Raw genomic sequence first — 22,356 nt, 5'->3', positions numbered from 1 at the left:
TTCGTCACGGCTGATACACCGAATACTTCTACATTCTGCGAGAGTCACGCCCGCGCCAACCGAGGCGCAGCGTGGCTCTCGTTGTTTCGGTTGCCGCGGCGTCGACAATTGGGATCGTGTCCGTGATGGGGATCGGGCCGGTCACCGGTGTCGGGGCCGGCCGGATCGCACGCTTCTTCTCCAGCCTGATCCGGGGGATCCGGCGCAACTGCGGGCGGCGCAGCGACCCGACCTTGAAGATGCTTCGCGGGTTGCGGGTGCGACGCGCGAGCCACTCGCCGAGGGTGACTCCGGCCGCGAGTGCGCAGCCGATACCGAATGCCGCGAACAGCGCGGTCATGCCGATGCTCATCTCGTTGCGCAGCATCGCGTACAGACCGCGATACAGGGCGAGACCGGGAAGCAGCGGAGTGATACCCGCGACCGCGACGACCAGCGGCGGGGTGAGGGCACGGCGGGCCATCAGGCCACCCGCGAAGCCGATGACGGTGGCCGCCACCGCCGAGGAAATGATGGGACCGAGCGAGAGCCCGAGCGCCAGCTGATAGCCCAGGCTGCCGGCAGCTCCGGCCAGGGCCGCGACGGTGAGTGCGCGGCGCTCCGCGTAACACGCCAGTGCGTAGAACGCGGCGGCGGCGGCACCGGCCAGGATCTTCGTCGGCAACTGGGTGAGATCCGGCAGTGCCGCGTAACTGATCAACGGCAGTTCGGCGCCGAACACCTCCGCGACGCGCAGGGTGGTCGCGACGCCGGCGATGATGCCGCCCGTCATCATGAGTACTTCGAAGAACCTGGCCGACGCCGTGATCGGGGCTCCGGTGATCGCGTCCTGCACGGAACCCACCAGCGACAGACCGGACAACAGCACGGTGACGCCGGCGGCGATGATCAACCCCGGGGACACTTCGAAGCCGAGTGTTTCCCGTAGCCCGTACAACGTGATCGCCGGGGCGGTCGCGATGATGCCGCCTACGAGGTGCTGGAAGAAGAACGGCAGACCGGCGTGGTTGAGGGCGCGGTTGACCCGGTCGATGACGAACGTCGACGCAAAGGCGACGAGAGCCACCAGGGCGTCGCCCCCGAGGAGCACCGAGATCGCCGCGGCCATCCCCGACCACGCGATCGTCGCGACCCAGCGGTTGTACGGGTGGGCCGCCGAGGTAATCGCGAGCAGTTCCTCGTGGGCTTGCGCCGGGGAGATCGCGTCGCGGCGGATTCGGCGCGTCAACCGGTCGACCGCGGCCAGCCGCGTGAAGTCCATCGAGCGGTAGTGCACGACGCGCATCGTGCTCGCGGGCGGCATCGTCTGCCCGCGATAAGCGGACAGCACGATCGAGTTGTAGGTGACATCGACGTCGCACTGCGCGAGGCCGTAGGTCGCGGCGACGAACCGGACCTGCTCTGCGGTGTCGATCGCGCCCGTGCCGGAGGCGAGCAGAACTTCGCCGACGCGGACCGCGACATCGAGCGCCTCGGCGACCACCGCGTCGTCGGTCAGGTCGATCGGCTGCAGCGGCGTGGGTGCTGCGGTGACCGCGTCGATGGTCGCGCGGCGCGTACCCAGGGTCCGGTCCAGGACATCGCCCAGCAGGCTCACTGACCGCCACCTCCGGTACGGGCGGAGACAGGTGGGGCGGTACGCATGCGTTCCACCGTAACGAAACGGGCGGTGTGCGCCGGAGGTGGGACGACCTATATGATGGGCGGCGTTCGCTGCCTCCTTAGCTCAGCGGTAGAGCACTCGCCTTGTAAGCGAGCGGTCAACGGTTCAATCCCGTTAGGGGGCTCGAGAGTGGGTCGATCTGCAGATAACTGCAGGTCGGCCTATTTTTTTCGACATGACGCCCCGGTGGTCGCGGCAGGGTCGGCCTCGAGGTCGACGAGGCTGCGAGTGCCTGCGCCCGGCGGAAGCGGCCCTTCGATCCGCACCCCGCTTCGACCACGCGCGGTGTGGGATCTCACAGCCCGGTCGGTGCTGCAAGACGACTCCGCCCCCGCCACAGGGGCGGGGGCGGAGCACGGTGGATGAGGGGGCAGGTCAGCGGAGAGCGAGTTTCCGACGCGCCTGGTCTTCGAAGTCGCTGTCGACCATCAGGTCGTAGCGGGCTGCCTCGATGCTCTTGCGGGAGACGAAGTCGCGGCGGCCGCCGGTGCTCCAGTGCGCCGCGAATCCCAGGGTTCCGCCCCACACCGCGCCGAAGGCGGCGCCGGCGAGGAGGATGGCCGCCATGCTGGTGGCCGGGAGGAACAGGGCGAGCAGGAAACCGAACAGCAGGCCCGTCCACACGCCGGCGGCCGCGCCGTTGAGTGCCGCTTTGCCGTTGGTCATCCGGCCTTCGATGCTCTCGACGGTCGTCACTCCCTGACCCACGACGCGCAGGTATTCGACCGGAAAGCCCTCGTCGGAGAGGTGGTCGATGGCCCGCTCGACTGCTTCGTATGTGCGATAGCTCTCGAGAAGGGTCTCCGAATCGGTGGCATAGCCCGTCGTCGGTGCGTAGATCTCAGTCATACGTTCCTCCTCGATGTGAATGTAACGATACGTATAGCGTAGCGTAGCGTTTCGTAGCGTTTGATTCGGGTCTTCTTTTCGGAGACACTCAGGATCATGCGGGGCATACTCGCCTGAAAAGGAGTGACATGGTGGTCGATACCGACGCAGATCCGGTGTCCGAATCGCCGCGACGCCCCGGCAAGGCACGCGCGGGAACGGATGCGCGGATCATGCGGGCGGCGCTGGAGATCCTGCGTGTGCACGGCCCCCACCGCGTCACCGTGGAGGCGGTCGCCGCCCTGTCCGGTGTAGCGAAGACGACGATCTACCGGCGCTACGCCAACCGCGAGGAGATCCTCGACGCAGCGTTGGACTCGCAGGCGATCACGCCGTGTGTGCCGGACGGTCTGTGTGTCTACGACCGGATGAAGTGGACGCTGGAACAGGTCCGGCGCGCGTTGGCGAGTGATATGGGCATGGGCAGCGTGGGTGCGGTACTCATCGACGAGGATCCGGATTTCACAGAATCGTTCCGGGAGATCATCAATGCCCGCAGCGACGTGGTGGCCGGTGTGCTTCGCGCCGCTGTCGACGCCGGTGCGGTCCGCGCCGACCTCGACATCGACACGGCGGTGTCCATGCTCGTCGGTTCGTATCTCGGTGCGTACCTCCGTCACGGCGAGGTGAGCGAGTCGTGGGCCGACGGTGTCGTCCACGCCATGTGCCCGGAACTCGAACCGGACGCGCACGAGCACTGAGTCGCTCGGCGGACACGCCGTCCGTAGGGTCGAGAGGGTGACAGACGTTCAGGGCTGTGTGGTTGCCGTCGTCGGATCCTTGAATCTGGATCTGACCGCCACGGTTGCGCGGGCGCCCGACGAAGGCGAAACCGTACTCGGCCGACGCCTCGACACCTATCCGGGCGGCAAGGGCGCGAACCAGGCCATCGGCGCCGCACGGATCGCTCCTACCGCCGTCGTCGGCGCCGTGGGATCCGACAGTGCCGCCACTGCGCTGCGTTCCGCGCAGACGGCCGCGGGCGTGAACACCGACCACCTGCTCAGCGTCCAGGTGCCCACCGGGCGTGCGATCGTCGTCGTGACCGACGACGGCCGGAATCGGATCATCGTGATACCCGGAGCGAACTCGAAGGTGTCGGCCACCGACGTCACCGCGGCGCTCGACACGCTGGACCCTGCGGTCGTACTCACCCAACTCGAACTGCTGCCCGCCGCGACGGCGGCGGCCGCAGAGTGGGCGCGTGCCCGTCACCGGCGGTTCGTTCTCAACCCCAGCCCGGTTGCCCCGCTCGGCGAGGACGTCCTCGCCGACGCCGATCCGCTCGTCGTGAACGAGAGCGAAGCGCTCTACTACGCGGATGCCTCCGCGGGCGACGACCCGGACGAGATCGTCGCCAGGCTCCTCGAACGCGTCCGGACCGTGGTGATCACCCGGGGTGCGGACGACGTGGTGGTCGCCACCGAGGACTACGTCGAACGCATCGCGGTTCCGAGGGTGCGTGCGGTGGACACGACCGGTGCGGGCGACCACTTCGCGGGAACCCTGGCCGCGCTGCTCGGTACGGGCCACGACCTTTTTGCCGCAGCACACGAGGCCGCGAGGGCCGCGGCGATCCTCGTCGCATCGCACCGTGCCCAGCGCTGACCGGCCGACACGCCGGAGCGTGTCACGTGGGCGGCATCAATTCGCCCTTGCTGCCGCGTAGCCATCGTCCGGGCAGCCTGCCCGCGAGGTCGCCGAGCGGACCGACCGCGCCGCGCAGCAACTCGACGGTTTCCTGAAGCATGTCGACGCTCGCGTTCATCTTGATGATTCCCGGCGTCAACTCCGCGAGGGTGGCGGAGAGCGAGACGATCTGATCGAGGGGGCCACCCCGGGCGAGCAGCCGGTCGAGGGCACCCTGCTCGGCCAGCAACACCTCGAGTGCGCCGCCCTCCGCCAACGCCCGCTCGACGACACCGCCCGGCCGGGTCGCGACGTCGACGATCCCGCCCGGCGACGTCAGCCGCTCCACGGCTCCGTCCTGCGCCAGCAGTCGTTCGAGAGGCCCGTCGGACGCCGTCAGCCGATCGAGCAACCCGCCGTCCGAGAGCAAACGGTCGAGAGCGCCGTCGTCGGCGAGGACCCGGTCCAGCGGCCCGCCGGGAGCGGTCAGGCGATCGAGCGCTCCGCCTGGCACCAGCAACCGGTCGAGTAGTCCGCCCGGAGCGGTCAGGCGGTCGACGGGCCCGCCCGGTTCCAGCAGACGATCGAGCGGTCCGCCGGGACGCAGCGCCTGGCCGAGTGCGCGATCTTCCGAGGTCAGCGTCGAAATCTGCTGTAACAATCCGCGCGAACTCCGGGCCGCGGGCAGACCGACGGCGCCGAGTGCCGAATATGTCTGCGGCGACACCGCGATACGGACCGTACCGACGACAACTTCGGTGATTCCGAGCGCCGTATCGGCCACGGACATACCGACCCGGAGCGGGAGTGCCAAAGCGGAACCGAGGCTCATGGGGTCACTGTAACCGCACGGCCGTTATGCGCCAGGGACCTCGCGCAGCGGTCAATGCACGAGTTTCAAGCCCACGACACAGGCCACGATCCCGCCGATCAACAGCAGCTTGACGAGCGTTGCGGACTCGGTGCCGGTCACCATCGCGTAGCCGACGGTCAGAGCGGCGCCGATACCTACCCACACCGCATAGGAGGTGCCCACCGGAAGCGTGCGCATCGCGTAAGCGAGGCCCGCCATGCTCGCGACCACCGTGACGCCGAAGATCACCGTCGGCCAGAGCTTGGTGAAGCCGTCGGATTTCCCGAGAGCGGTCGCCCAGACCGCTTCGAGAACACCGGAGAGGACGAGAACGATCCAGGCCATGACGCAACGCTCCTACACCGTCTTGTCGCTCGCCGGGTACGGTGCGCTCGTCCGGGGGAAACCGGTGACAGCCCCTACCGGCAGATTATGAAGACTCGAGGCGGGAGGCAAGCCGTCACCGCCGGATGTGACGCGTCGGACCACGAACGGCGTCAGGACGCGACGAGCATCTCCGACTCCTCGACCACCGCGGTGCATGCGCATCCGCCGACGAGGTCGGTGCATTCGGCGACCAGCGCATGCCGGACGATCGAGAGGTCCACGCAGGTGTCGTCGGTGCACTCGACTTCCACCGCCGAGTGCAGGATCAACGACCCGTGGCAATGGTCGATTCGGCTGTCGCACTCCCTACACGTCATAGTCCTTTGATAGCACTCGCCACGGACAGGTCGTTCGAGGCGGGTCCCCTGGCGTGTTGCGCGTCGCAGCCGGCAACTTCCCAGCAAGCGCCGCCCGGCCGGGCGCTGTGACCGGGCCGAGTGCCCATACGATCTTGGAACCCGGACCGTTCAGCAAGCAGCGGAGGCATCTCATGGGAATCACGGACTCGGTGACGCGCGCGGTCCACAACGCGTGGTCGTTGTTCGTCGCAGACGGAGTCGCGGCACCTCACCGGACGCCCTCGGTTGTCGTCGGGCAGGGACCGCACCGGACGTTGCGCCGGTTCGGCGCCGAGGACGACGGCGGTGATCCGGTCCTCCTCGTGACGCCGCTCGCTGCGTCGCCCGCGTGCTTCGACCTGATGCCGGACCAGAGTCTGGTGCAGTATCTCGCCGGCCTCGGCCCCAGCGTCTTCGTCGTGGAATACGGCGAGATGAGCGCCGAGGACCGCGACCTGGGACTCGACTACTGGATCGACGACATCGTGCCCGACGCGATCCACCGGGTATCCGAACTGTGCGGCGGCCGCGACGTGGACGTCGTCGCCTGGAGTATCGCCGGAGCCATGGCACTGCTCACCTCCGCCGCGCATCCCGATCTGCCGGTGCGGTCCATCACCGCCTTCGGAAGTCCGCTCGACTTCTCGAAGATTCCCGTGATGGCGCCGCTGCGGCTGGCCGGGAAGATCTGCGCGGAGCCCGCGATCGACGTTCTCGACGCGGTGTTCGGCGGCGTTCCGGCTCCGCTGGTCCAGGCCGCGTACCGCATCACCGCGCTCGACCGGGAACTGACGCGGCCGTGGTTCATCGCCTCCAACATCACCGATGCGGACAAGCTGGGGCGAATGGAATTCGTGGATCGGTTCCAGGAGCAGATCTACGGCTATGCGGGCCGCGCGTTCCGTCAGCTCGCCCGGATCACGGTCGCCAACGACCTGTCGTCCGGGGCGCTCCACCTCGGCGAGCGGATCGTCGACCTGGCCGACGTCACGGTTCCGGTGCTCGCCTTCGCCGGGACAGAGGACATCCTCGCGCCGACCGCGGCCGTCGAACCGGTTACCCGGTTGCTGCCGAACGCACGGGTGCGGTTCGTGCAGGTACCGGGCACGCACCTGGGGATGCTCACCGGTGCCCGTGCGCGCACCACGTCGTGGGCAGAACTCGCCGCGTTCCTCGAGAACCCGCACGGCGACGTTCCGTCACCCGGCGACACCGCGCCGGCCGATGCGGCAGACGCAGCACCGGCCGACGCATAGCCGGTATCAGCCCACCGGTTCGGTCTCAGGCTCCCGCCGCGCGAGGTCCGCGGACTGCGGCTGCTCGGGCACGGGTTCGACCGTCGTGGCGGGCCGTCGGACGAAGAACGCCCCCACCACTGCGATCAGTGAGATCGCCGCACCCCAGACGAGTGCGCCGTGGACACCGTCGCCCAGTGCGGCCACGGGATCGGCGCCGCTCTCGGCACCCGCGACCGTCGTGCGCGTCATCACGGTGATGAACAGTGCGGTCCCGGCAGCGCCGGCGACCTGCTGCATGGTGCTCACAATGGCGCTGCCGTGCGAGTACATCCGCTGGGGGAGCGCACCCAGCGCGGAGGTCAGGAGCGGCGAGAACATCATCGCGAGCCCGATGTTGAGCACGACGTGCCAGGCGATGACGGTGCCGACCGTCGTCTCGGTGCCGAACGACGTCATTCCCCACAGTGCGATGCTCGCGACGACGGCGCCGGGCGCGACGAGCGGGCGCGGCCCGAAGCGGTCGAACAGGCGCCCGACCACGTAACCGAGCACGCCCATGGCCAGACCGCCGGGCAGCAACATCAGGCCGGTCGCCAGGGTGGACTGCCCGAGAACGTTCTGCAGGTAGATGGGCAGCAGGATCAGGGTTCCGAAGAGCGACATCATGCTGATCGACACGAGCACGACCGCGAGGGCGAACGACGGCGTACGGAAGGCGCGCAGGTCCAGCAGCGCATTGTCCCCGAGCCTGATCTGGCGGACCACGAAGATCACCAGCGCCGTGATGCCGACCGCCAACGGAAGCCACGGAGGAAGGAGGGGGTCGCCTTCGGCGGCTTCACCGATGCTGCTCAGGCCGAAAACGAGACCGCTGAACGCGAATGCCGACAGCGCTACCGAAAACGCGTCGAGCGGGATCGCGCGCGGCTCGGTCACGTTCCGGATCCACTTGACGCCGAGTGCCGTGGCAATCGCCGCGATGGGAAGGACCAGCCAGAACATCCAGCGCCACGTCAACTGGTCGAGTACGACACCGCCGATCGTCGGGCCCGTCGCGGGGGCGACGGCGATCACGATCGAAATGACGCCCATCATGCGGCCACGCCGCTCGGCGGGCACCACGTTGAGCACCGTCGTGAACAACAGCGGCAACATCAGGGCCGTACCCACGGCCTGAACCACGCGGCCCAGAACCAGAATCCAGAACACCGGCGCCACGGACGCGATGAAGGTGCCGAGCAGGAAGCTGGACATCGCCACGGCGTACACGGTCCGCAGAGCCAGGCGCGTCATGAGGTATCCGGAGACCGGGATGACCACCGCCATCGTGAGCATGAACGCGGTGGTGAGCCACTGCGCGGTTGCCGCTCCCACGTCGAACTCGATCATGAGCTTGGGAAGAGCGACGCTCATGATCGTCTCGTTCAGGATGACCACGAAGGCCGCGCCGACGAGTACGGCGATCAGACGGCCGGCTCCCGGGGGAAGGGAGCCGGCCGGACGTTCTGGAGAGTGTGGCGGGTGGGAAGACATGTGAGTCTCAACCCACGGGAGGGGAAACTTGTTCCGGGCGTCCCGTCAGGCGGGAACGTTGTCGCCGTGGCCCATCTCCCGGAGCGCCGCACGGATCTTCTCCTGTGCCCGATCGAGGGACTCCGCGGAAGGATCCTTCTCAGCCTTCGCGAAGTCGAAGTCGTCGAGCGAGTGGGCGGGGAACACGTGAAGGTGCAGGTGCGGCACCTCGAGGCCCGCGATCACCAGACCGGTTCGCGGCGTGTCGTACGCGGCGGACACCGCCCGGCCGACGATCCGTGCGACACCGTTGATCTTCGCCCACAGCTCATCGTCGACACTCTGCCAATGGTCGACTTCCTGCCGGGGCACGACGAGCACATGCCCTTCGGTGAGCGGGTTGATGGTCAGGAAGGACACGACGTCGTCGTCCTGCCAGACGAACCTGCCCGGAAGTTCCCCGGAGATGATCATGCTGAACACGGAAGCCATAGGGCGAGGATAGGCGGATCAGAGACGCTCGGCGACATCTGCGGCGGCCAGGGCGAGCACCAGCAGCGGCACCACTTTTTCCGGTGCGATGCGATAGCGGCTGCGTGTTTCCTGTTCGACGATCCGCGCCGCCGACAAGGCCCGCAGGTGATGGTAGAGCCGCCCCGCGGAGGACAACTCGGTCGCGTCCTGGAGTTCGGCGGCGGTGGCGGGACCCCGGAGCAAGGTCCGGACGATGGCGAGGCGTGCAGAACTGCCGAGTGCGTCGAGGACTGTTGCCACTGTCGCCGGATCCAGCGACAGAACCGCACCGGCGTCGTATTCGATGGACCACTGGATGTTCCCGTTCAGCGCGACTGTGCCGCTGTATGCGACCCGGCCGGAGGCGTCCGGTGCGGGCGTGTCGCTCGCTGTTCGGGTACCGGCCGGGGTCGCTCCGGCCTCCAGGTCGTGCACCCGCCGTTCGAGGTCGGTGAGCCGGGCCTCGTATGCGTCGTTCACATCGCGCAGCGTATCCGCTCCGCGGTTGCGGGGTCGTTCGCTGCGGCAGCCAAGAGTTGCTGGTGGGGTAGCGACTCGAGGGCGCTCGTGTACTCGCTCTCCGACATCCCCGCGCTCAGGAGCACTGCCGTCGCGATACTCCCGTCCTCCCGGCGGAAGGTCATGGCTTCGGTGAGCACGCCCGGTAAGCTCCCGCCCTTGAATCCCACGCCTGCGAATCCCTCGGGTGCGGGCTGCCATTCGAGGTGCTCGCGAGCGATGTCGGCGCCCGGTCCGAACGATCCGTCGGCGATGGCTCGGTGAAGTCGGGCGAGGTCCGCAGCCGACCCGGCATTCCCGAAACGCTGGATGCGGTCGACGTCGGCGAACACGTCGTCGCCCAGTTGTGCGGCGCTCATGATCTCGTCTCGAAAGCGAGGATCGTCGGCGTAACGGCGGGCGGCAGGCCACACCGCGGCTTCGTCCAGCGAGGAATCGAAGAGTGCCAATGTGGTGCCGAGCATCGTCGGTGGCCGGAAGTCCGACCAGCCACCTCGCGCTGCTGCTGCGGTGAGGGCGTCGTCGCCCAGCCTGTCGCGGAGGTAGTCGGGCACCGCGTTGTCGCTTTCGCGAACCATGGCTGTGACCATCTCGTCCAGCGTGACCACCGCAGCCGGACCGGTGGCGTCGAGCCGTTCCAGAGCAGCGGGGTGTGCGTTGCCGTCGGTATTCGGTAGGTACCAGCGCTCCCACTCGGTGACCGGAACCCGCTCGAGGGGGTCGAGCCGGCCTTCGGCGACGGCCTGCGCGTACGCAGCCAGATGCACCACCTTGACCGCGGAGGCGAGTGGGTGCGGTTCGTCGCTGCGGTGGTCGAGGACGGTGCCCTTGCCGTCGTCCAGTGCGATCGCAACCGTGTCGGTGTTTTCGGCGACGTAGCCGATCCATCCTTCCGCCGTTGTGACGTCGGCCTCGGGCACGGCCTCGCAGTCGGCGGCGCGGGGGACAGGGGCTGCGCCCGCGGAATCGGGCTCCGCGGCAGCACCGGCACAGCCGGTCAGGGTCAGTGCCACGGCTATGGCAACGCACGGGATCGACCTACTCGCCATGGGAACTCCTCTTTGTCCTGTCGCTACTCGGTGAGTGGACGCTACTACAAGATTCCGGAATTCCGGAAGTCCGAATATTTGGATCGAGCGACCACGAACCGGCCCGATGCCGCGACCGTCGTATCGTCAGCACCATGGAGGCCCCCGAATCCGTGCGCTCGGCACCGCTGCGGGAGCTCGTGGACGAACTCGTCACCTATGTGCTCGCGGGACTACCGGCGGACCGGCGCACCGTGGTGGGCCTGTGCGGCCCCCCGGGCGCGGGAAAGAGTCGCGCGGCCTGGTTGCTCATGAAGGCCCTGCGACGTGCGGGGATCGCCGCCGGGCAGGTACCGATGGACGGATTCCACCTGTCGAACCGGCAACTCGAAGCCCGGGGCGCACGCTCGAGAAAAGGAGCACCCGACACCTTCGACGTCGCGGGCTTCCGGAACATCCTCGAGCGGATCAGAGCCCGGGGCGACGACACGATCTACGCACCGGATTTCTCCCGGCCGCTCGACGAGCCGATCGCCGCGGTTCATGCCGTGGCCCCGGACGCCCGTGTGGTGATCACGGAGGGGAACTACCTGCTGTTCGAGGAGGACGGCTGGGCCGAGATCCGCCCGCTGCTCGACCTCGTGATCTACCTCGACGTCCCCGATCGCACGCTCACCCGCCGTCTCGTGCACCGGCACCGCACCCACGGCCGGGCCGACGACCAAGCCCGCGATTGGGTGCACACCGTCGACCTTCCCAACGCTGCGGCCGTCGCCCGGACCCGCTGCCGCGCCGATCTGGTGTGGAAACCGGTCCCGTAGTCTGTCGTGCGTGCGCGTACTCGTTATCGGCTCCGGTGCCCGTGAACATGCTCTCGTCCTGGCCCTGAGCCGTGACCCCGCGGTGACCGCGGTGATGGTCGCCCCCGGCAACGCCGGGATCGCCACGATCGCCGAGCAGTTCCCGGTGGACGCGGCCTCCGCCGACGAGGTGGTGGCACTGGCAACCGCGCAGAAGGCCGATCTCGTCGTCATCGGCCCCGAGGTCCCGCTCGTGCTCGGTGTTGCCGACGCCGTCCGCGCGGCGGGCATTCCCTGCTTCGGTCCGTCCGCCGACGCCGCGCGCATCGAAGGGTCCAAGGCGTTCGCCAAGGATGTGATGGCCGCTGCCGGAGTGCGCACCGCCCGCAGCGAGGTCGTCGACACACCGGCACAGATCGACGAGGCCCTCGACCGGTTCGGGCCCACCTGGGTCGTCAAGGACGACGGTCTCGCGGCCGGCAAGGGGGTCGTGGTGACCGCCGACCGCGACGCTGCCCGCGACCACGCCGCGGAGATCATCGAGAACGGCCATCCGGTCCTGCTCGAGTCGTTCCTCGACGGTCCCGAGGTCTCGCTCTTCTGCCTGGTGGACGGCGAGACCGTCGTACCGCTGCTCCCCGCGCAGGACCACAAGCGGGTGGGCGACGGCGACACCGGCCCCAACACCGGCGGGATGGGTGCCTACACCCCGCTTCCGTGGCTGCCGGAAGGCAGCGTCGAGCGCATCGTCGACGAGGTCGTGAAACCCGTTGCGGCCGAAATGGTCCGGCGGGGCTGCGGGTTCTCCGGGCTGCTGTACGCGGGTCTGGCAATGGGTGCGGACGGGCCGGCCGTCGTCGAATTCAACTGCCGGTTCGGAGACCCCGAGACACAGGCCGTGCTCGCGCTGCTCGAGTCGCCGCTCGGCGGTGTGCTGCACGCGGTCGCGACCGGCACGCTGGAGAGTCTGCCTCCGTTGCAGTGGCGCGACGGAGCCGCGGTGACGGTCGTGCTCGCGGCCGAGTACTACCCGTCGACCCCGCGTACGGGCGACGTGATCACCGGTGCGGAAGGCCCCAACGTGCTCCACGCCGGAACGAAGCGCGGGCCGCACGGCGAGTTGCTCTCGTCCGGTGGCCGCGTGCTCAGCGTGGTCGGTGTGGGCGACGACCTGGCTGCCGCCCGTGCCGACGCCTACGCGACGCTCGACGGAATCAAGCTCCCGGGCGGGCATTTCCGCCGCGACATCGGTCTCGCCGCGGTGGAGGGCCGCATCGCGCTGTAACCGACGGGCCGGCCGGGTAAATCTTGCGCCTGCCAGGTGCATGTTGCACACTCTGTGCATCTTCTGACGTGCCAGGGGTGAAAGCATGGTTTCGTGGAAACGAACACTCACGCAGGATCCGACACCGTTGGGGCACCACAATGTCGTGAGGTACCCGCTTCCCGACGACATCGTCGTCGAGCGTGATCTTCCGATCTCGACAGCCGACGGCACACTCCTCCGCGCCGACGTATACCGGCCGCGAGATGCGGCCGACGAGCAGTGGCCCGCGCTCGTCGCCGTCACCCCGTACGGCAAGAACGCCGGCGTCGACGACTACCCGATCGATTTCGCAGCGCTCGCGGCATCCGGCACATTCGTCGGCGACCTCGAACTGAGTGAGGCGACGTCGTTCGAAGCCCCCGACCCCGCGTATTGGGTGCCGCGCGGATACACCGTCGTGGTCGCGGACATGCGCGGCTGTTTCGCCAGCGACGGTCGTCCCAGATTGCTGCTCGGCCGTGCCGCCGCAGACGCCGCGGCCGTGATCGAGTGGACTGCGGAACAGTCCTGGTGTACCGGCAAAGTGGGTCTCGCCGGCGCGTCGTACCTCGCCACGCTGCAGTGGTACACCGCTGCACTCGCGCCGCCGCACCTCGCGGCGATCGCACCGTGGGAGGGCATCACCGATCCCTGCCGCGACACGCTCACCCATGGCGGAATCCCCGAGACCCGCTACAGCGAGTTCTGGTACCGCGCGATGCATACCGGATCCAAACCGGCGTCGGCGTCCTTGCGCCGCCTCACCCCGTGGCTTCTGCGGCGGTTTCCCGACAGGTTCCGGCACGTCGCCGCACCGCCCAAACTCGAAGACGTCACCGTGCCCGCGCTCGTGGGGGCGTCGTGGTCCGATCAGGGTCCCCGCAATCGCGGGTCGGTCGAGGGATACACCCGTATCGGATCGGCCGACAAGTGGCTCTACACCCACGGACGCAAGATGTGGCAGACCTACTACAGCCCCGAGGCGCTCGACGTTCAGCGCCGGTTCTTCGACCGCTTCCTCAAAGAGGAGGACAACGGGTTCGACACAGTGCCGCGCGTGCGTCTCGAAACCAGGCACGACCTGCGCACCTACTCGGAGAGATTCGAGCAGGACTGGCCCATCCCCGACACGCGATACGTGCCGCTGTATCTCGACCACGGCACGAGTTCGCTCGAGCCCACGGTGCCCGACGAACCGCAGTCCCGGCGCACCTTCCCCGTCGCGGGTGACGAACTCACCTTCACCACCACCTTCACCGAAGACACCGAGATCACCGGGCACACCGCCCTGCGGTTGTGGGTCCAGGCGAAGGACGCCAACGACATGGATCTGTTCGTCGGCCTGAAGAAACTCGACTCGTCCGGAGAGGACGTGTGGTTCGAAGGGCACGGCGGCTACGAGAAAGGCTTCGTCGCACACGGCTGGATCCGTGTATCGCATCGCGCGCTCGATCCCGAGGCGTCGACCGCGTACCGGCCGGTCCTGGATTACACCAAGTACTGGCCGCTGCTGCCCGGCCAACTCGTGCCCGTCGACATCGAGATCATGCCGCACAGCACCTTCTTCGAGGCGGGTTCGACGCTCGTGCTCGTCGTCACCGGCCACGACCTCGACGACAATCCCGCGGTCGGGCACGACCGCACCGTCAACAAGGGTTTCCACATCGTCCACGCCGGTGGCGACTTCGATTCGCATCTGCTTCTTCCCGTGGTTCCGGCTCGCCCGCCCGCCGCGCTCGAGGGCGCCGCCGGTGGCGGGAACGAAGGGGACGCAGAGCAGTGCGGCGAGACACCGGGGCTCCCGAACCGGGCCGCGCGGTTCGTCGCCCCGGATGAAATGCCGATCGCGTGGTCGGTCGTCGGGCGGCAACGGGTCGGCCTCTAGGGGGCTGGTCGGGCGTACTAACGTCGAGGATGTGCGCACCGAATCGCAACGCTCCGGTATCGAGACCTTCCACGTCATGGACGTGTGGAAGGCGGCAGCCGAACGGCAGCGCTCCCACGGCGACGTCCTGAGCCTGGCGGCGGGCCAGCCCTCGACTCCCGCGCCCGCGCCCGTGCTCCGCGCGGCCGGACTGGCCATCGATGCGGAACTGCTCGGTTACACCGAAACTTTCGGGATTCTTCCGCTCCGCGAAGCAATCGCCGCGTACCACCACGACCGCTACGGAATCGATGTCGACGCGGACGACGTGGTCGTCACCACGGGATCGTCGGGCGCGTTCACACTGCTGTTTCTCGCTGCTTTCGACCCGGGCGACACGGTGGTGGTCGCACGACCCGGATATCCCGCCTACCGCAACACTCTCGCAGCGCTCGGATGCACTGTCGTCGAACTGGACTGTGGCCCGGAGACGCGGTACCAGCCGACGGTGGCGATGCTCGAGGCACTCGACTCTCCGCCGGCCGGTCTGATCGTCGCGAGTCCCGCCAATCCGACGGGCACCATGATCGAACCCGCCGAACTCGCAGCGCTCGCCCGCTGGTGCGACGAGCACGACGCGCTGCTCGTCTCCGACGAGATCTATCACGGCATCGAATTCGGGACGCACGGCTCGCCCGCGACATCGACGGCCTGGGCGACCTCCCGGGACTCCGTGGTGGTCGGTTCGGTGTCGAAATACTTCTCGATGACGGGATGGCGCCTCGGCTGGATGCTGGCACCCGAATCGCTGCGTCCCGCGCTGCAACGGCTCGGATCGAACATGACCGTGTGCCCTCCGTCGATCGCGCAGTTCGCCGCGATCGAGGCGTTCGGCACCGAGGCACGGACCGAACTCGACGGCCACGTGGAGCGCTACGCGGTGAACCGCGAGTTGCTGCTCGACGGACTGCCCGATCTCGGTATCACCGAACTCGCCCCTGCGGACGGTGCGTTCTACGTCTACGCCGACATCCGGCACCTGCTGCTCTCCGGGGAGACGTCCACGGCCTGGTGCGCGCGCCTGCTGCACGACACCGGTCTCGCGCTCGCACCCGGCGTCGATTTCGACACCGTGCGCGGCGACGGCACCGTGCGGTTGTCCTTCGCGGGTGCCACCGCGGATGTCACCGCCGCACTCGACCGGCTCGCGGGATGGCTTCCGCTGCTGTGACCTGCGGTCCGGCCGGTGTCCTAGCCGCCGTCCGCGACGATGCGGGCCAGGTTGCGTTCGGCGAGGGCAGCGATCGTCAACGACGGGTTCACCGTGCCCGTGCTACCGGGTATCAGGGCACCGTCCACGACGTACAGGCCGGGATGACCGTGCACGCGCCCGTAACCGTCGGTGGCGTCGCCCAGGACCGCCCCGCCGAGCGGATGAGCCGTGAACGACGCGTTGACGTCCTCCGCCATCGGCGGGGCGCCCGGGACGGTGCCACCGGCCGCGGCCATCGCGTTGTGCACCGTGCGCAGCGCGTCGACACTCGCGAGTTCACCGCCGGCAGGCCAATCGACGATCGTGCGGCCGGTGGCGGCGTCGTAGACCATCTCCGCGCGAGTGGGGTCGAGCGTCATCCCGAGCGAGGCCAGCATCCCCACGTCCTTGGCGGTGCCCGCGACGAACCAGTTCTCGAGGCTCAGCGGCAGACCCGACTCGTCGACGATCCGCGATGCGGACGGTGCGCCCTGGTCACCACCGAACCCGTCCGTCAGGGCCAGGGAACGCACCAGCACCGCGTCCCCGTTGGTGCCCCAGCCCCGGCCGACGTGCTCGTTCAGGCGCGGCAGCGACCCGGTGTGGCGTGCCTCGACCAGCAACTCGGTCGTGCCGATCGACCCGGCGCCGAGCACCAGGCGGTCGCACGTGAGGGTCGTGGTGTTCAGGACCGCGCCGGTCGGGTCGACGGCCTGCACCTCGACCCGGTACCGGCCGTCGGGCTCCTGGCCGACCGCGAGCACCCGGTGTCCGTGACACACGAGGGCGCGTCCCGTCGCCTCCGCTGCCGGAATGTAGTTCTGCGTCAGGTCGAACTTGGCCCCGTTGGAGTTGCCGAGGTTGCTCTCGCCGGCGACGGCCGAGCGGCGTACCGAGCCGGCCAATTCGGCGCGGATCACGTCCCAGTCCCAGATTCCGTCGATCCGGTGCGGCGAGTATCCCGCGGCCCGCGCGTCGTCGTCCCAGCGGCGGGAGTGCGTGAACTCCGGAGCGTGATAGATGTCGTCGGGCATGGCGTCGAGGCGCAGCATCGACCGGACCTTGGGATACCAGGTCTTGGCCATGTCGTCGTAGCTCAGTGAGTTGCCGAAGACGTGCTCGAAGAAGCGCTGTTCGGGTGCGATCATCACGCCGGAGAACACGATCGACCCGCCGCCGACGGCAGCGCCACGCCACACCGACATGTGCGGATAGTCGACGACATCGAGGACTCCGGCGAAATCGTCGCAGTGCACCGGGATTCCGGTCGGGCCGGTGAAATGTGTGCGGTGGTAGTAACCGCGACCGTCGGCGAGCAGATCGGACGTGAACACCTCGCGCCACGGATCGCGCGGCCAGCGCATCCCGCGCTCGAGGACGGTGACGCGGCTGCCGGCTTCCGCGAGCCTGAGCGCGGCGACACTCGCACCGAACCCCGAACCGACGACGATCACCTCGGAATGCTGCGGAGGCACCGGCGACGGCGCGAACAGTTCGGGAAGGGTGTTCCGATAGGTGTCGAGCCCGACGGGCAACGCCGACGCGACCCGGACCGGGCCGCCCGGCACTCCGAGGGCGGCAACGGCGGCACCCAGTGCGGAGGCCTGAAGCAAGCGGCGACGTCTCATCCCGGTACGGCTCCGATCGTTCGTGAAAAAGGCGAAGCGGGCCGCGCAGTCCGGGCCCCCATCTGACGACTGCGGCGCAATCGTACCGGGTGGTATCAACTGGCGTTTTCCCCTGGTGAGCGCGGCAGGCTGTCACGATGTGACTGTGACTATCGCAGCCACACCGAAAGGGGAACGGCGCCGTCAGGCGCTGGTCGAGGCTGCTGCCGATCTGATTCTCGAGGAGGGAATCGGCGCGGTACGCCACCGCGCCGTCGCTACGCGGGCGGGCTTGCCACTCGCTTCGACCACGTACTACTTCGACTCCCTCGAACACCTCGTCCTGTGCGCCATGCAGCACAACGGCGCGCGGGACGTCGAAATGATGCGCGCGCGTGTCCGCGACGTTCCGGCGTGCCCCCGCAGCCTCGAGAAAACCGCCGACCTCGTTCTCGACCTGCTCGTCGGGAAAGCGGTGTCCGACGACGACCGCGACCGGCTCGTCGCCCGCGTCGAAGGCTGCGTGGCCACGGTGCGCCATCCGGAACTGCGTGAAGCGCAGGTGGGCATCCGGGAGCAGGTCGACGAGGTGCTGACCGACCTGCTCGAACGGTGCGGTCGCGCGGTCCGGGTACCGCAGTTGCACACCCTCGTGGTGGTGGTCGACGGGGCGGTGTTGTGCGGGCTCGGCGACCTCGATCCCGACCCGCGCGCCCTGGCGAGGACGATTCTCCTCGATGTCATGCACACGGTCGCGCCGCCTGCCGAACCATGAGTCCGGGCACGGAACGTAAACTGGCCACTCGTGAGCCACATCCCGAACGTCCTTGCCACTCGCTACGCCAGCCCCGAACTGCGGGAGTTGTGGTCACCGGAGCACAAGATCGTGCTCGAACGGCAGCTGTGGATCGCAGTGCTGCGTGCGCAGGCGGAACTCGGGATCGATGTGCCGGCCGAGGCGATCGCCGATTACGAACGGGTCGTCGACCAGGTCGACCTCGCGTCCATCGCCGACCGCGAGCGCGTCACGCGCCACGACGTGAAGGCCCGTATCGAGGAGTTCAACGCCCTCGCCGGCCACGAGCATGTCCACAAGGGCATGACGAGCCGCGACCTCACCGAGAACGTCGAGCAGCTGCAGATCCTGCGGTCACTGGAGCACGTCCATGCGCACGGTGTCGCGGTGGCCGCGCGACTCGCCGAACGGGCCGCGGAGTACTCGTCGTACGTGATGGCGGGCCGGTCGCACAACGTGGCCGCGCAGGCCACGACGCTCGGTAAGCGCTTCGCTTCGGCGGCCGACGAACTGCTGCTCGCGCTGCAGCGGGTCCGCGAGTTGATCGAGCGGTACCCGCTCCGCGGTATCAAGGGACCGATGGGCACCGCGCAGGACATGCTGGACCTGCTCGGTGGGGATGCCGCGAAGCTCGCGCAGCTCGAGGAGAAGATCGCGCAGCACCTCGGGTTCTCCCACGTGTTCACCAGCGTCGGGCAGGTCTACCCGCGCTCGCTCGACCACGACGTCCTCTCGGCCCTCGTGCAGGTCGGTGCCGCGCCGTCGTCTCTCGCGCACACCATCCGGCTGATGGCCGGGCACGAACTGGTGACCGAAGGTTTCCAGCCCGGCCAGGTCGGGTCGTCCGCGATGCCCCACAAGATGAACACCCGGTCGTGCGAGCGGGTCAACGGGCTGCAGGTCGTGCTGCGCGGGTACGCGTCGATGGCCGCCGAACTCGCCGGTGCGCAGTGGAACGAAGGCGACGTGTTCTGCTCCGTGGTGCGGCGCGTCGCGCTGCCCGACGCGTTCTTCGCGATCGACGGCCAGGTCGAGACCTTCCTGACCGTGCTCTCCGAATTCGGCGCCTATCCCGCCGTGATCGACAAGGAACTCGTCCGCTATCTGCCGTTCCTGGCGACCACCAAGGTGCTCATGGCCGCGGTGCGCGCCGGTGTCGGACGGGAGACCGCGCACGAGGCGATCAAAGAACACGCGGTGTCGGTGGCACTCGCGATGCGTGAGCAGGGCCGCGAACCGGACCTGCTCGACCGGCTCGCCGCGGACGACCGGCTTCCGCTCGACCGTGCCGCGCTCGACGAGGCGCTCGCCGACCGGTCGGCGTTCGTCGGCGCTGCCGACGCGCAGGTGAGCGCGGTCATCGCGGCCGTGCAGGAGCTGGTGGACCGTTACCCGGACGCAGCGCGTTACTCGCCGGCGCCGATTTTGTAGTAAGTAGGGGGCGGCTACGGGGGAGTCCCGAGGGGATAGCTGCACACACAGGGGAGGAAGCAGTGCTCGAGAAAATGAGCCCGGGAAGGGTGAGAAACGCGACGCGCACGCGCACAGCGTTGCTGGACGCAGCGCTCGAAGTGTTCTTGCGCGACGGGTATTCCGCAGCGGCGACGGAGGACATCGTGGCCGTCGCGGGGGTGACGCGCGGCGCGCTCTATCACCACTTCGTGAACAAGCGCGATCTGTTCCGGGGTGTCGTCGAGCGGGTGCAGAGGGAGGCGGAGCAGACGCTGCATCCCGGCGAGGTCGACGATCCGTGGGACGGTTTCACCACGGCGGTGCTGGCGTCCCTCGACGTGGTCAACGACCAGCCCACTCGCCGACTGTTGCTCATCGAGGCGCCGGCGGTGCTGGGGTGGACCGAAGTGCGGGAGGCACATCGGCATTCCACCCTGCGCGTCGTCGAGGAGATGCTTGCAACGCTCGCTCCCGACACGCATCGGTCGTCGTCCACGCGCACCTCGGTGCTCGCCCATCTGCTCGTCGCTGCCGTCGAGGAAGCCATGCTCTACCTCGCGCACAGCGACGATCCGGTCGGTGATCGTCCCGCGGTGCAGGCGGAACTGCTCCGCCTGCTCGGCACCGCACGCGAGCCGGTTGCCGCGGAGGCGCCGGGCCGGTGAGCGAGTGCATCTTCTGCGCCATCGTGGCCGGTGACGCGCCGGCGAGCATCGTGCTCGACGAACCGGACGTCCTCGCCTTCATGGACATCCGGCCGTTCACACCGGGGCACCTGCTCGTGGTGCCGAAGCGGCACGCGTCGGGTCTGGCGCAGCTCGACCCGGCCGACGGCGCGAAGGTGTTCGCCGCCGGTCAGCGCATCGCCACCGCGATGCGGTCGGGTGACCTGCCGATCGACGGCGTGAACCTCTTCCTGGCCGACGGTGTCGCCGCCGGTCAGGAAGTGTTTCACGTCCACCTGCACCTGGTGCCGCGCACGAGTGGCGACGGATTCGGTATCCGTGCGCGTGCGCAGACGCCGAACCGTACGGTGCTCGACGGCACCGCAGACGCACTTCGGGCCGCCGTGGAGTCGTTCGGGGCATGATGCGGTGACAGGTTCGTATATCCAGCCGATCTCGCCGATCGGCGGCTCGCTCGCGTGGTCGGCACTCGTCGCGGCGCTTCCGCTGTTGACGATGCTGGTGCTCCTCGCGGTGTTCCGTTTCAAGTCGCACGCGGCGGCGGCGGTGGCCGTGCTGGTCGCGCTCGTCGTCGCCGTCGCCGGGTACGGCATGCCCGTCGGGTCGGCGCTCAGCGCGGGGCTCGAGGGTGCGGTCTTCGGTCTGTTCCCGATCATGTGGACCGTCCTCAACGCCGTGTGGGTGTACCGGCTGACGGTCGAGTCCGGTCACTTCGACGTGCTGACCCGCGCGTTCGCGCGGATTTCCCCGGACCACCGCATCCTGACCATCGTCATCGCATTCCTGTTCGGTGCGCTGCTCGAGGCGGTCGCCGGGTTCGGCACTCCCATCGTCGTCGCGACGGTGGTGCTCATCGGGGCCGGATTGCCGCCGGTCCGCGCGGCAGCGGCGTCGCTCCTCGCGAACTCGGTGGTGACGCCGCTCGGGGTGATGGGTACGCCGATCCTGACGATGTCGCGGGTGTCGGAGATTCCGGTCGACGAGATCGGCCCGGTGGTGGCCCGTCAGGTGTGCCTGCTCGCGGTGTTCGTGCCGCTGGTGCTCGTCGCGGTGGTGGGCGGTCGCCGCGGTGTGCGCGAGACGTGGCCCGTCGCGCTCGTGGTCGGTGCCGCGTTCGGTGCCGCGCAGTTCCTGTGCGCGAGCTACCTGACCGTGGGCTTGAGCAACATCGCGGGAGCGGCGGCCGGTCTGGTCGCACTCCTGATCGTGCTGAAGGTGCGGACACCGCGCCCGGACGCGGCACGTACCGGTGGGAACGACGGGATCCAGGACACTCGGCGGCGGATGATCGAGGCGTTCGCGCCGTACGCGCTGATCGTGGTCGTGTTCCTCGTCAGCCGTCTCGGCCCGGTGGAGTCGTTCCTGTCCAACGCCACCTTCTCGTTCACCTGGCCGGGTCTCGACGTGACGGGCGCCGACGGCAGGGTTCCGACGGCGGAGACGTTCACGCTCAACCTGCTCACGGCTCCGGGATCGCTCGTGTTCGTCGCGGCGCTGCTGTCGACGGTCGTGCTCCGAGTGGCAGCAGGAGACGCGCTGCGGTGCCTCGTCGCTGCGGTCGTGCAGCTGCGCTGGTCGTTTGCGACCGTGACGGCTGTGCTGGCCCTCGCGTACGTGATGAACCTGTCGGGCCAGACCACCACCATCGGCCAGTTCCTCGCGGGAGCCGGCGCCGCGTTCGCGCTGCTGTCTCCGCTGCTCGGCTGGCTCGGTGTGCTGGTCACCGGATCCAACACCGCGTCCAACGCGATGTTCGGCAGTCTCCAGGTCTCCGCCGCACAGCAGGCGGGGCTCGACCCGACCGTGCTGGTGGCGGGCAACATGGCCGGCGGGACCGCCGGTACCCCCATCGCGCTGCAGAACCTGGCGCTGGTGTCCTCGGTGCAGGGGCTGTCCGGACGAGACGGGTTGCTGATGCGGCGCCTCTGGCCGATCAGCGTGGCCATGGTCGTCGTGCTGGCTGTGCTTGTCTGGTTGCAGACCACAGCAGTCTTGTCGTGGATGGTGCCGTAGTACGTTCGGGGA

22 protein-coding genes, 1 tRNA gene and 1 riboswitch are annotated in these 22,356 nt (G+C 68.6%); of the genes, 13 read left to right on the top strand and 10 right to left on the bottom strand.

Translation table 11 applies throughout. From position 1 onward, the window contains the following. Positions 1 to 28 precede the first annotated feature (28 nt). A complete protein-coding gene (locus tag HF886_RS07900; protein ID WP_346765317.1) occupies positions 29 to 1,597 on the bottom strand; it encodes a threonine/serine exporter family protein in 1,569 nt (522 codons plus the stop codon). Positions 1,598 to 1,715: 118 nt separating this feature from the next. Here HF886_RS07900 and HF886_RS07895 point away from each other — a divergent pair. Continuing rightward, a tRNA-Thr gene (locus HF886_RS07895) sits at positions 1,716 to 1,787 on the top strand. A gap of 251 nt (positions 1,788 to 2,038) precedes the next feature. Here HF886_RS07895 and HF886_RS07890 read toward each other — a convergent pair. Further along, positions 2,039 to 2,512, bottom strand: coding sequence for a general stress protein (locus HF886_RS07890; protein ID WP_169621353.1), 474 nt, complete (start codon positions 2,510 to 2,512; stop codon positions 2,039 to 2,041). A gap of 128 nt (positions 2,513 to 2,640) precedes the next feature. Here HF886_RS07890 and HF886_RS07885 point away from each other — a divergent pair, with 128 nt between their 5' ends. Continuing rightward, positions 2,641 to 3,252: a TetR/AcrR family transcriptional regulator gene (locus HF886_RS07885; RefSeq protein WP_169621352.1), complete on the top strand. Its 612-nt coding sequence runs from the start codon at positions 2,641 to 2,643 to the stop codon at positions 3,250 to 3,252. 37 nt (positions 3,253 to 3,289) lie between these two features. Further along, a complete protein-coding gene (locus tag HF886_RS07880; RefSeq protein ID WP_169651990.1) occupies positions 3,290 to 4,159 on the top strand; it encodes a ribokinase in 870 nt (289 codons plus the stop codon). Between the two features lie 22 nt (positions 4,160 to 4,181). Here the strand turns inward: HF886_RS07880 and HF886_RS07875 are convergent, their stop codons facing one another. The 3 genes from HF886_RS07875 to HF886_RS07865 all read right to left on the bottom strand — a co-directional run bounded on the left by HF886_RS07875 (position 4,182) and on the right by HF886_RS07865 (position 5,737). Continuing rightward, positions 4,182 to 5,012: an ABC transporter gene (locus HF886_RS07875; RefSeq protein ID WP_169621350.1), complete on the bottom strand. Its 831-nt coding sequence runs from the start codon at positions 5,010 to 5,012 to the stop codon at positions 4,182 to 4,184. 51 nt (positions 5,013 to 5,063) lie between these two features. After that, complete coding sequence (locus HF886_RS07870; RefSeq protein WP_169621349.1) at positions 5,064 to 5,378, bottom strand: multidrug efflux SMR transporter; 315 nt, start codon at positions 5,376 to 5,378, stop codon at positions 5,064 to 5,066. Between the two features lie 11 nt (positions 5,379 to 5,389). Continuing rightward, a riboswitch (guanidine-III (ykkC-III) riboswitch) is annotated at positions 5,390 to 5,456 on the bottom strand. Positions 5,457 to 5,530: 74 nt separating this feature from the next. Then, complete coding sequence (locus tag HF886_RS07865; protein ID WP_169621348.1) at positions 5,531 to 5,737, bottom strand: hypothetical protein; 207 nt, start codon at positions 5,735 to 5,737, stop codon at positions 5,531 to 5,533. A 173-nt stretch (positions 5,738 to 5,910) separates the two neighbouring features. Here HF886_RS07865 and HF886_RS07860 point away from each other — a divergent pair, with 173 nt between their 5' ends. Then, positions 5,911 to 7,014, top strand: a complete 1,104-nt coding sequence (locus tag HF886_RS07860; protein WP_169621347.1) for an alpha/beta hydrolase — start codon at positions 5,911 to 5,913, stop codon at positions 7,012 to 7,014. A gap of 6 nt (positions 7,015 to 7,020) precedes the next feature. On the opposite strand, the gene HF886_RS07855 is transcribed toward HF886_RS07860, so the two are convergent. The 4 genes from HF886_RS07855 to HF886_RS07840 are packed head-to-tail and all read right to left on the bottom strand — an operon-like array spanning position 7,021 to position 10,589. Then, the gene (locus tag HF886_RS07855; RefSeq protein WP_169621346.1) at positions 7,021 to 8,529 is read right to left on the bottom strand and encodes an MDR family MFS transporter; all 1,509 of its coding nucleotides are present in this window, start codon (positions 8,527 to 8,529) and stop codon (positions 7,021 to 7,023) included. A gap of 45 nt (positions 8,530 to 8,574) precedes the next feature. Next, on the bottom strand, positions 8,575 to 9,000 hold the full coding sequence (locus HF886_RS07850; protein WP_169621345.1) for an HIT family protein: 426 nt from the start codon (positions 8,998 to 9,000) through the stop codon (positions 8,575 to 8,577). Positions 9,001 to 9,018: 18 nt separating this feature from the next. Next, positions 9,019 to 9,501: a helix-turn-helix domain-containing protein gene (locus tag HF886_RS07845; RefSeq protein ID WP_169621344.1), complete on the bottom strand. Its 483-nt coding sequence runs from the start codon at positions 9,499 to 9,501 to the stop codon at positions 9,019 to 9,021. After that, positions 9,498 to 10,589: a serine hydrolase gene (locus HF886_RS07840; RefSeq protein WP_169621343.1), complete on the bottom strand. Its 1,092-nt coding sequence runs from the start codon at positions 10,587 to 10,589 to the stop codon at positions 9,498 to 9,500. The genes HF886_RS07845 and HF886_RS07840 overlap by 4 nt, the downstream gene beginning before the upstream one ends. A gap of 134 nt (positions 10,590 to 10,723) precedes the next feature. Between HF886_RS07840 and HF886_RS07835 the strand changes: the two genes are divergently transcribed. The 4 genes from HF886_RS07835 (at position 10,724) to HF886_RS07820 (ending at position 15,769) form a co-directional block, all read left to right on the top strand. Then, the gene (locus HF886_RS07835) at positions 10,724 to 11,389 is read left to right on the top strand and encodes a nucleoside/nucleotide kinase family protein (protein WP_169621342.1); all 666 of its coding nucleotides are present in this window, start codon (positions 10,724 to 10,726) and stop codon (positions 11,387 to 11,389) included. A gap of 10 nt (positions 11,390 to 11,399) precedes the next feature. Beyond that, on the top strand, positions 11,400 to 12,653 hold the full coding sequence (gene purD / locus HF886_RS07830) for a phosphoribosylamine--glycine ligase (protein ID WP_169621341.1): 1,254 nt from the start codon (positions 11,400 to 11,402) through the stop codon (positions 12,651 to 12,653). Between the two features lie 145 nt (positions 12,654 to 12,798). Next, positions 12,799 to 14,559, top strand: coding sequence for a CocE/NonD family hydrolase (locus HF886_RS07825; RefSeq protein ID WP_346765316.1), 1,761 nt, complete (start codon positions 12,799 to 12,801; stop codon positions 14,557 to 14,559). Between the two features lie 31 nt (positions 14,560 to 14,590). Continuing rightward, the gene (locus tag HF886_RS07820; protein ID WP_169651988.1) at positions 14,591 to 15,769 is read left to right on the top strand and encodes a pyridoxal phosphate-dependent aminotransferase; all 1,179 of its coding nucleotides are present in this window, start codon (positions 14,591 to 14,593) and stop codon (positions 15,767 to 15,769) included. Between the two features lie 20 nt (positions 15,770 to 15,789). Here the strand turns inward: HF886_RS07820 and HF886_RS07815 are convergent, their stop codons facing one another. Next, the gene (locus HF886_RS07815) at positions 15,790 to 17,418 is read right to left on the bottom strand and encodes a GMC oxidoreductase (protein ID WP_169651987.1); all 1,629 of its coding nucleotides are present in this window, start codon (positions 17,416 to 17,418) and stop codon (positions 15,790 to 15,792) included. Positions 17,419 to 17,563: 145 nt separating this feature from the next. On the opposite strand from HF886_RS07815, the gene HF886_RS07810 reads away from it, so the two are divergent. From HF886_RS07810 to HF886_RS07790, 5 genes are all read left to right on the top strand, one after another. Further along, on the top strand, positions 17,564 to 18,172 hold the full coding sequence (locus HF886_RS07810; protein ID WP_169621337.1) for a TetR family transcriptional regulator: 609 nt from the start codon (positions 17,564 to 17,566) through the stop codon (positions 18,170 to 18,172). Positions 18,173 to 18,202: 30 nt separating this feature from the next. Then, on the top strand, positions 18,203 to 19,624 hold the full coding sequence (gene purB, locus HF886_RS07805; protein WP_169621336.1) for an adenylosuccinate lyase: 1,422 nt from the start codon (positions 18,203 to 18,205) through the stop codon (positions 19,622 to 19,624). Positions 19,625 to 19,713: 89 nt separating this feature from the next. Next, positions 19,714 to 20,310, top strand: a complete 597-nt coding sequence (locus tag HF886_RS07800; RefSeq protein ID WP_169621335.1) for a TetR family transcriptional regulator — start codon at positions 19,714 to 19,716, stop codon at positions 20,308 to 20,310. Next, entirely contained in the window at positions 20,307 to 20,735 is a 429-nt protein-coding gene (locus HF886_RS07795; RefSeq protein WP_169621334.1) for an HIT family protein, read from the top strand. Before HF886_RS07800 ends, HF886_RS07795 begins: the two co-directional genes overlap by 4 nt. 4 nt (positions 20,736 to 20,739) lie before the next feature. Further along, positions 20,740 to 22,344, top strand: coding sequence for a lactate permease LctP family transporter (locus HF886_RS07790; RefSeq protein WP_169651986.1), 1,605 nt, complete (start codon positions 20,740 to 20,742; stop codon positions 22,342 to 22,344). Positions 22,345 to 22,356 lie beyond the last annotated feature (12 nt).

This window comes from Rhodococcus sp. 105337 (assembly GCF_012844225.1).
Classification (GTDB): domain Bacteria; phylum Actinomycetota; class Actinomycetes; order Mycobacteriales; family Mycobacteriaceae; genus Rhodococcus.
Note: the sequence above shows the minus strand (reverse complement) of the source record. Positions and strands in the feature narration are given on the sequence as shown.

Coding starts and splice junctions, on each gene's coding strand:
- HF886_RS07875 (WP_169621350.1), bottom strand. CDS start 5,012: ATGAGCCTCGGTTCCGCTTTGGCACTCCCGCTCCGGGTCGGTATGTCC.
- HF886_RS07885 (WP_169621352.1), top strand. CDS start 2,641: ATGGTGGTCGATACCGACGCAGATCCGGTGTCCGAATCGCCGCGACGC.
- HF886_RS07835 (WP_169621342.1), top strand. CDS start 10,724: ATGGAGGCCCCCGAATCCGTGCGCTCGGCACCGCTGCGGGAGCTCGTG.
- HF886_RS07840 (WP_169621343.1), bottom strand. CDS start 10,589: ATGGCGAGTAGGTCGATCCCGTGCGTTGCCATAGCCGTGGCACTGACC.
- HF886_RS07865 (WP_169621348.1), bottom strand. CDS start 5,737: ATGACGTGTAGGGAGTGCGACAGCCGAATCGACCATTGCCACGGGTCG.
- HF886_RS07860 (WP_169621347.1), top strand. CDS start 5,911: ATGGGAATCACGGACTCGGTGACGCGCGCGGTCCACAACGCGTGGTCG.
- HF886_RS07870 (WP_169621349.1), bottom strand. CDS start 5,378: ATGGCCTGGATCGTTCTCGTCCTCTCCGGTGTTCTCGAAGCGGTCTGG.
- HF886_RS07855 (WP_169621346.1), bottom strand. CDS start 8,529: ATGTCTTCCCACCCGCCACACTCTCCAGAACGTCCGGCCGGCTCCCTT.
- HF886_RS07850 (WP_169621345.1), bottom strand. CDS start 9,000: ATGGCTTCCGTGTTCAGCATGATCATCTCCGGGGAACTTCCGGGCAGG.
- HF886_RS07815 (WP_169651987.1), bottom strand. CDS start 17,418: ATGAGACGTCGCCGCTTGCTTCAGGCCTCCGCACTGGGTGCCGCCGTT.
- HF886_RS07890 (WP_169621353.1), bottom strand. CDS start 2,512: ATGACTGAGATCTACGCACCGACGACGGGCTATGCCACCGATTCGGAG.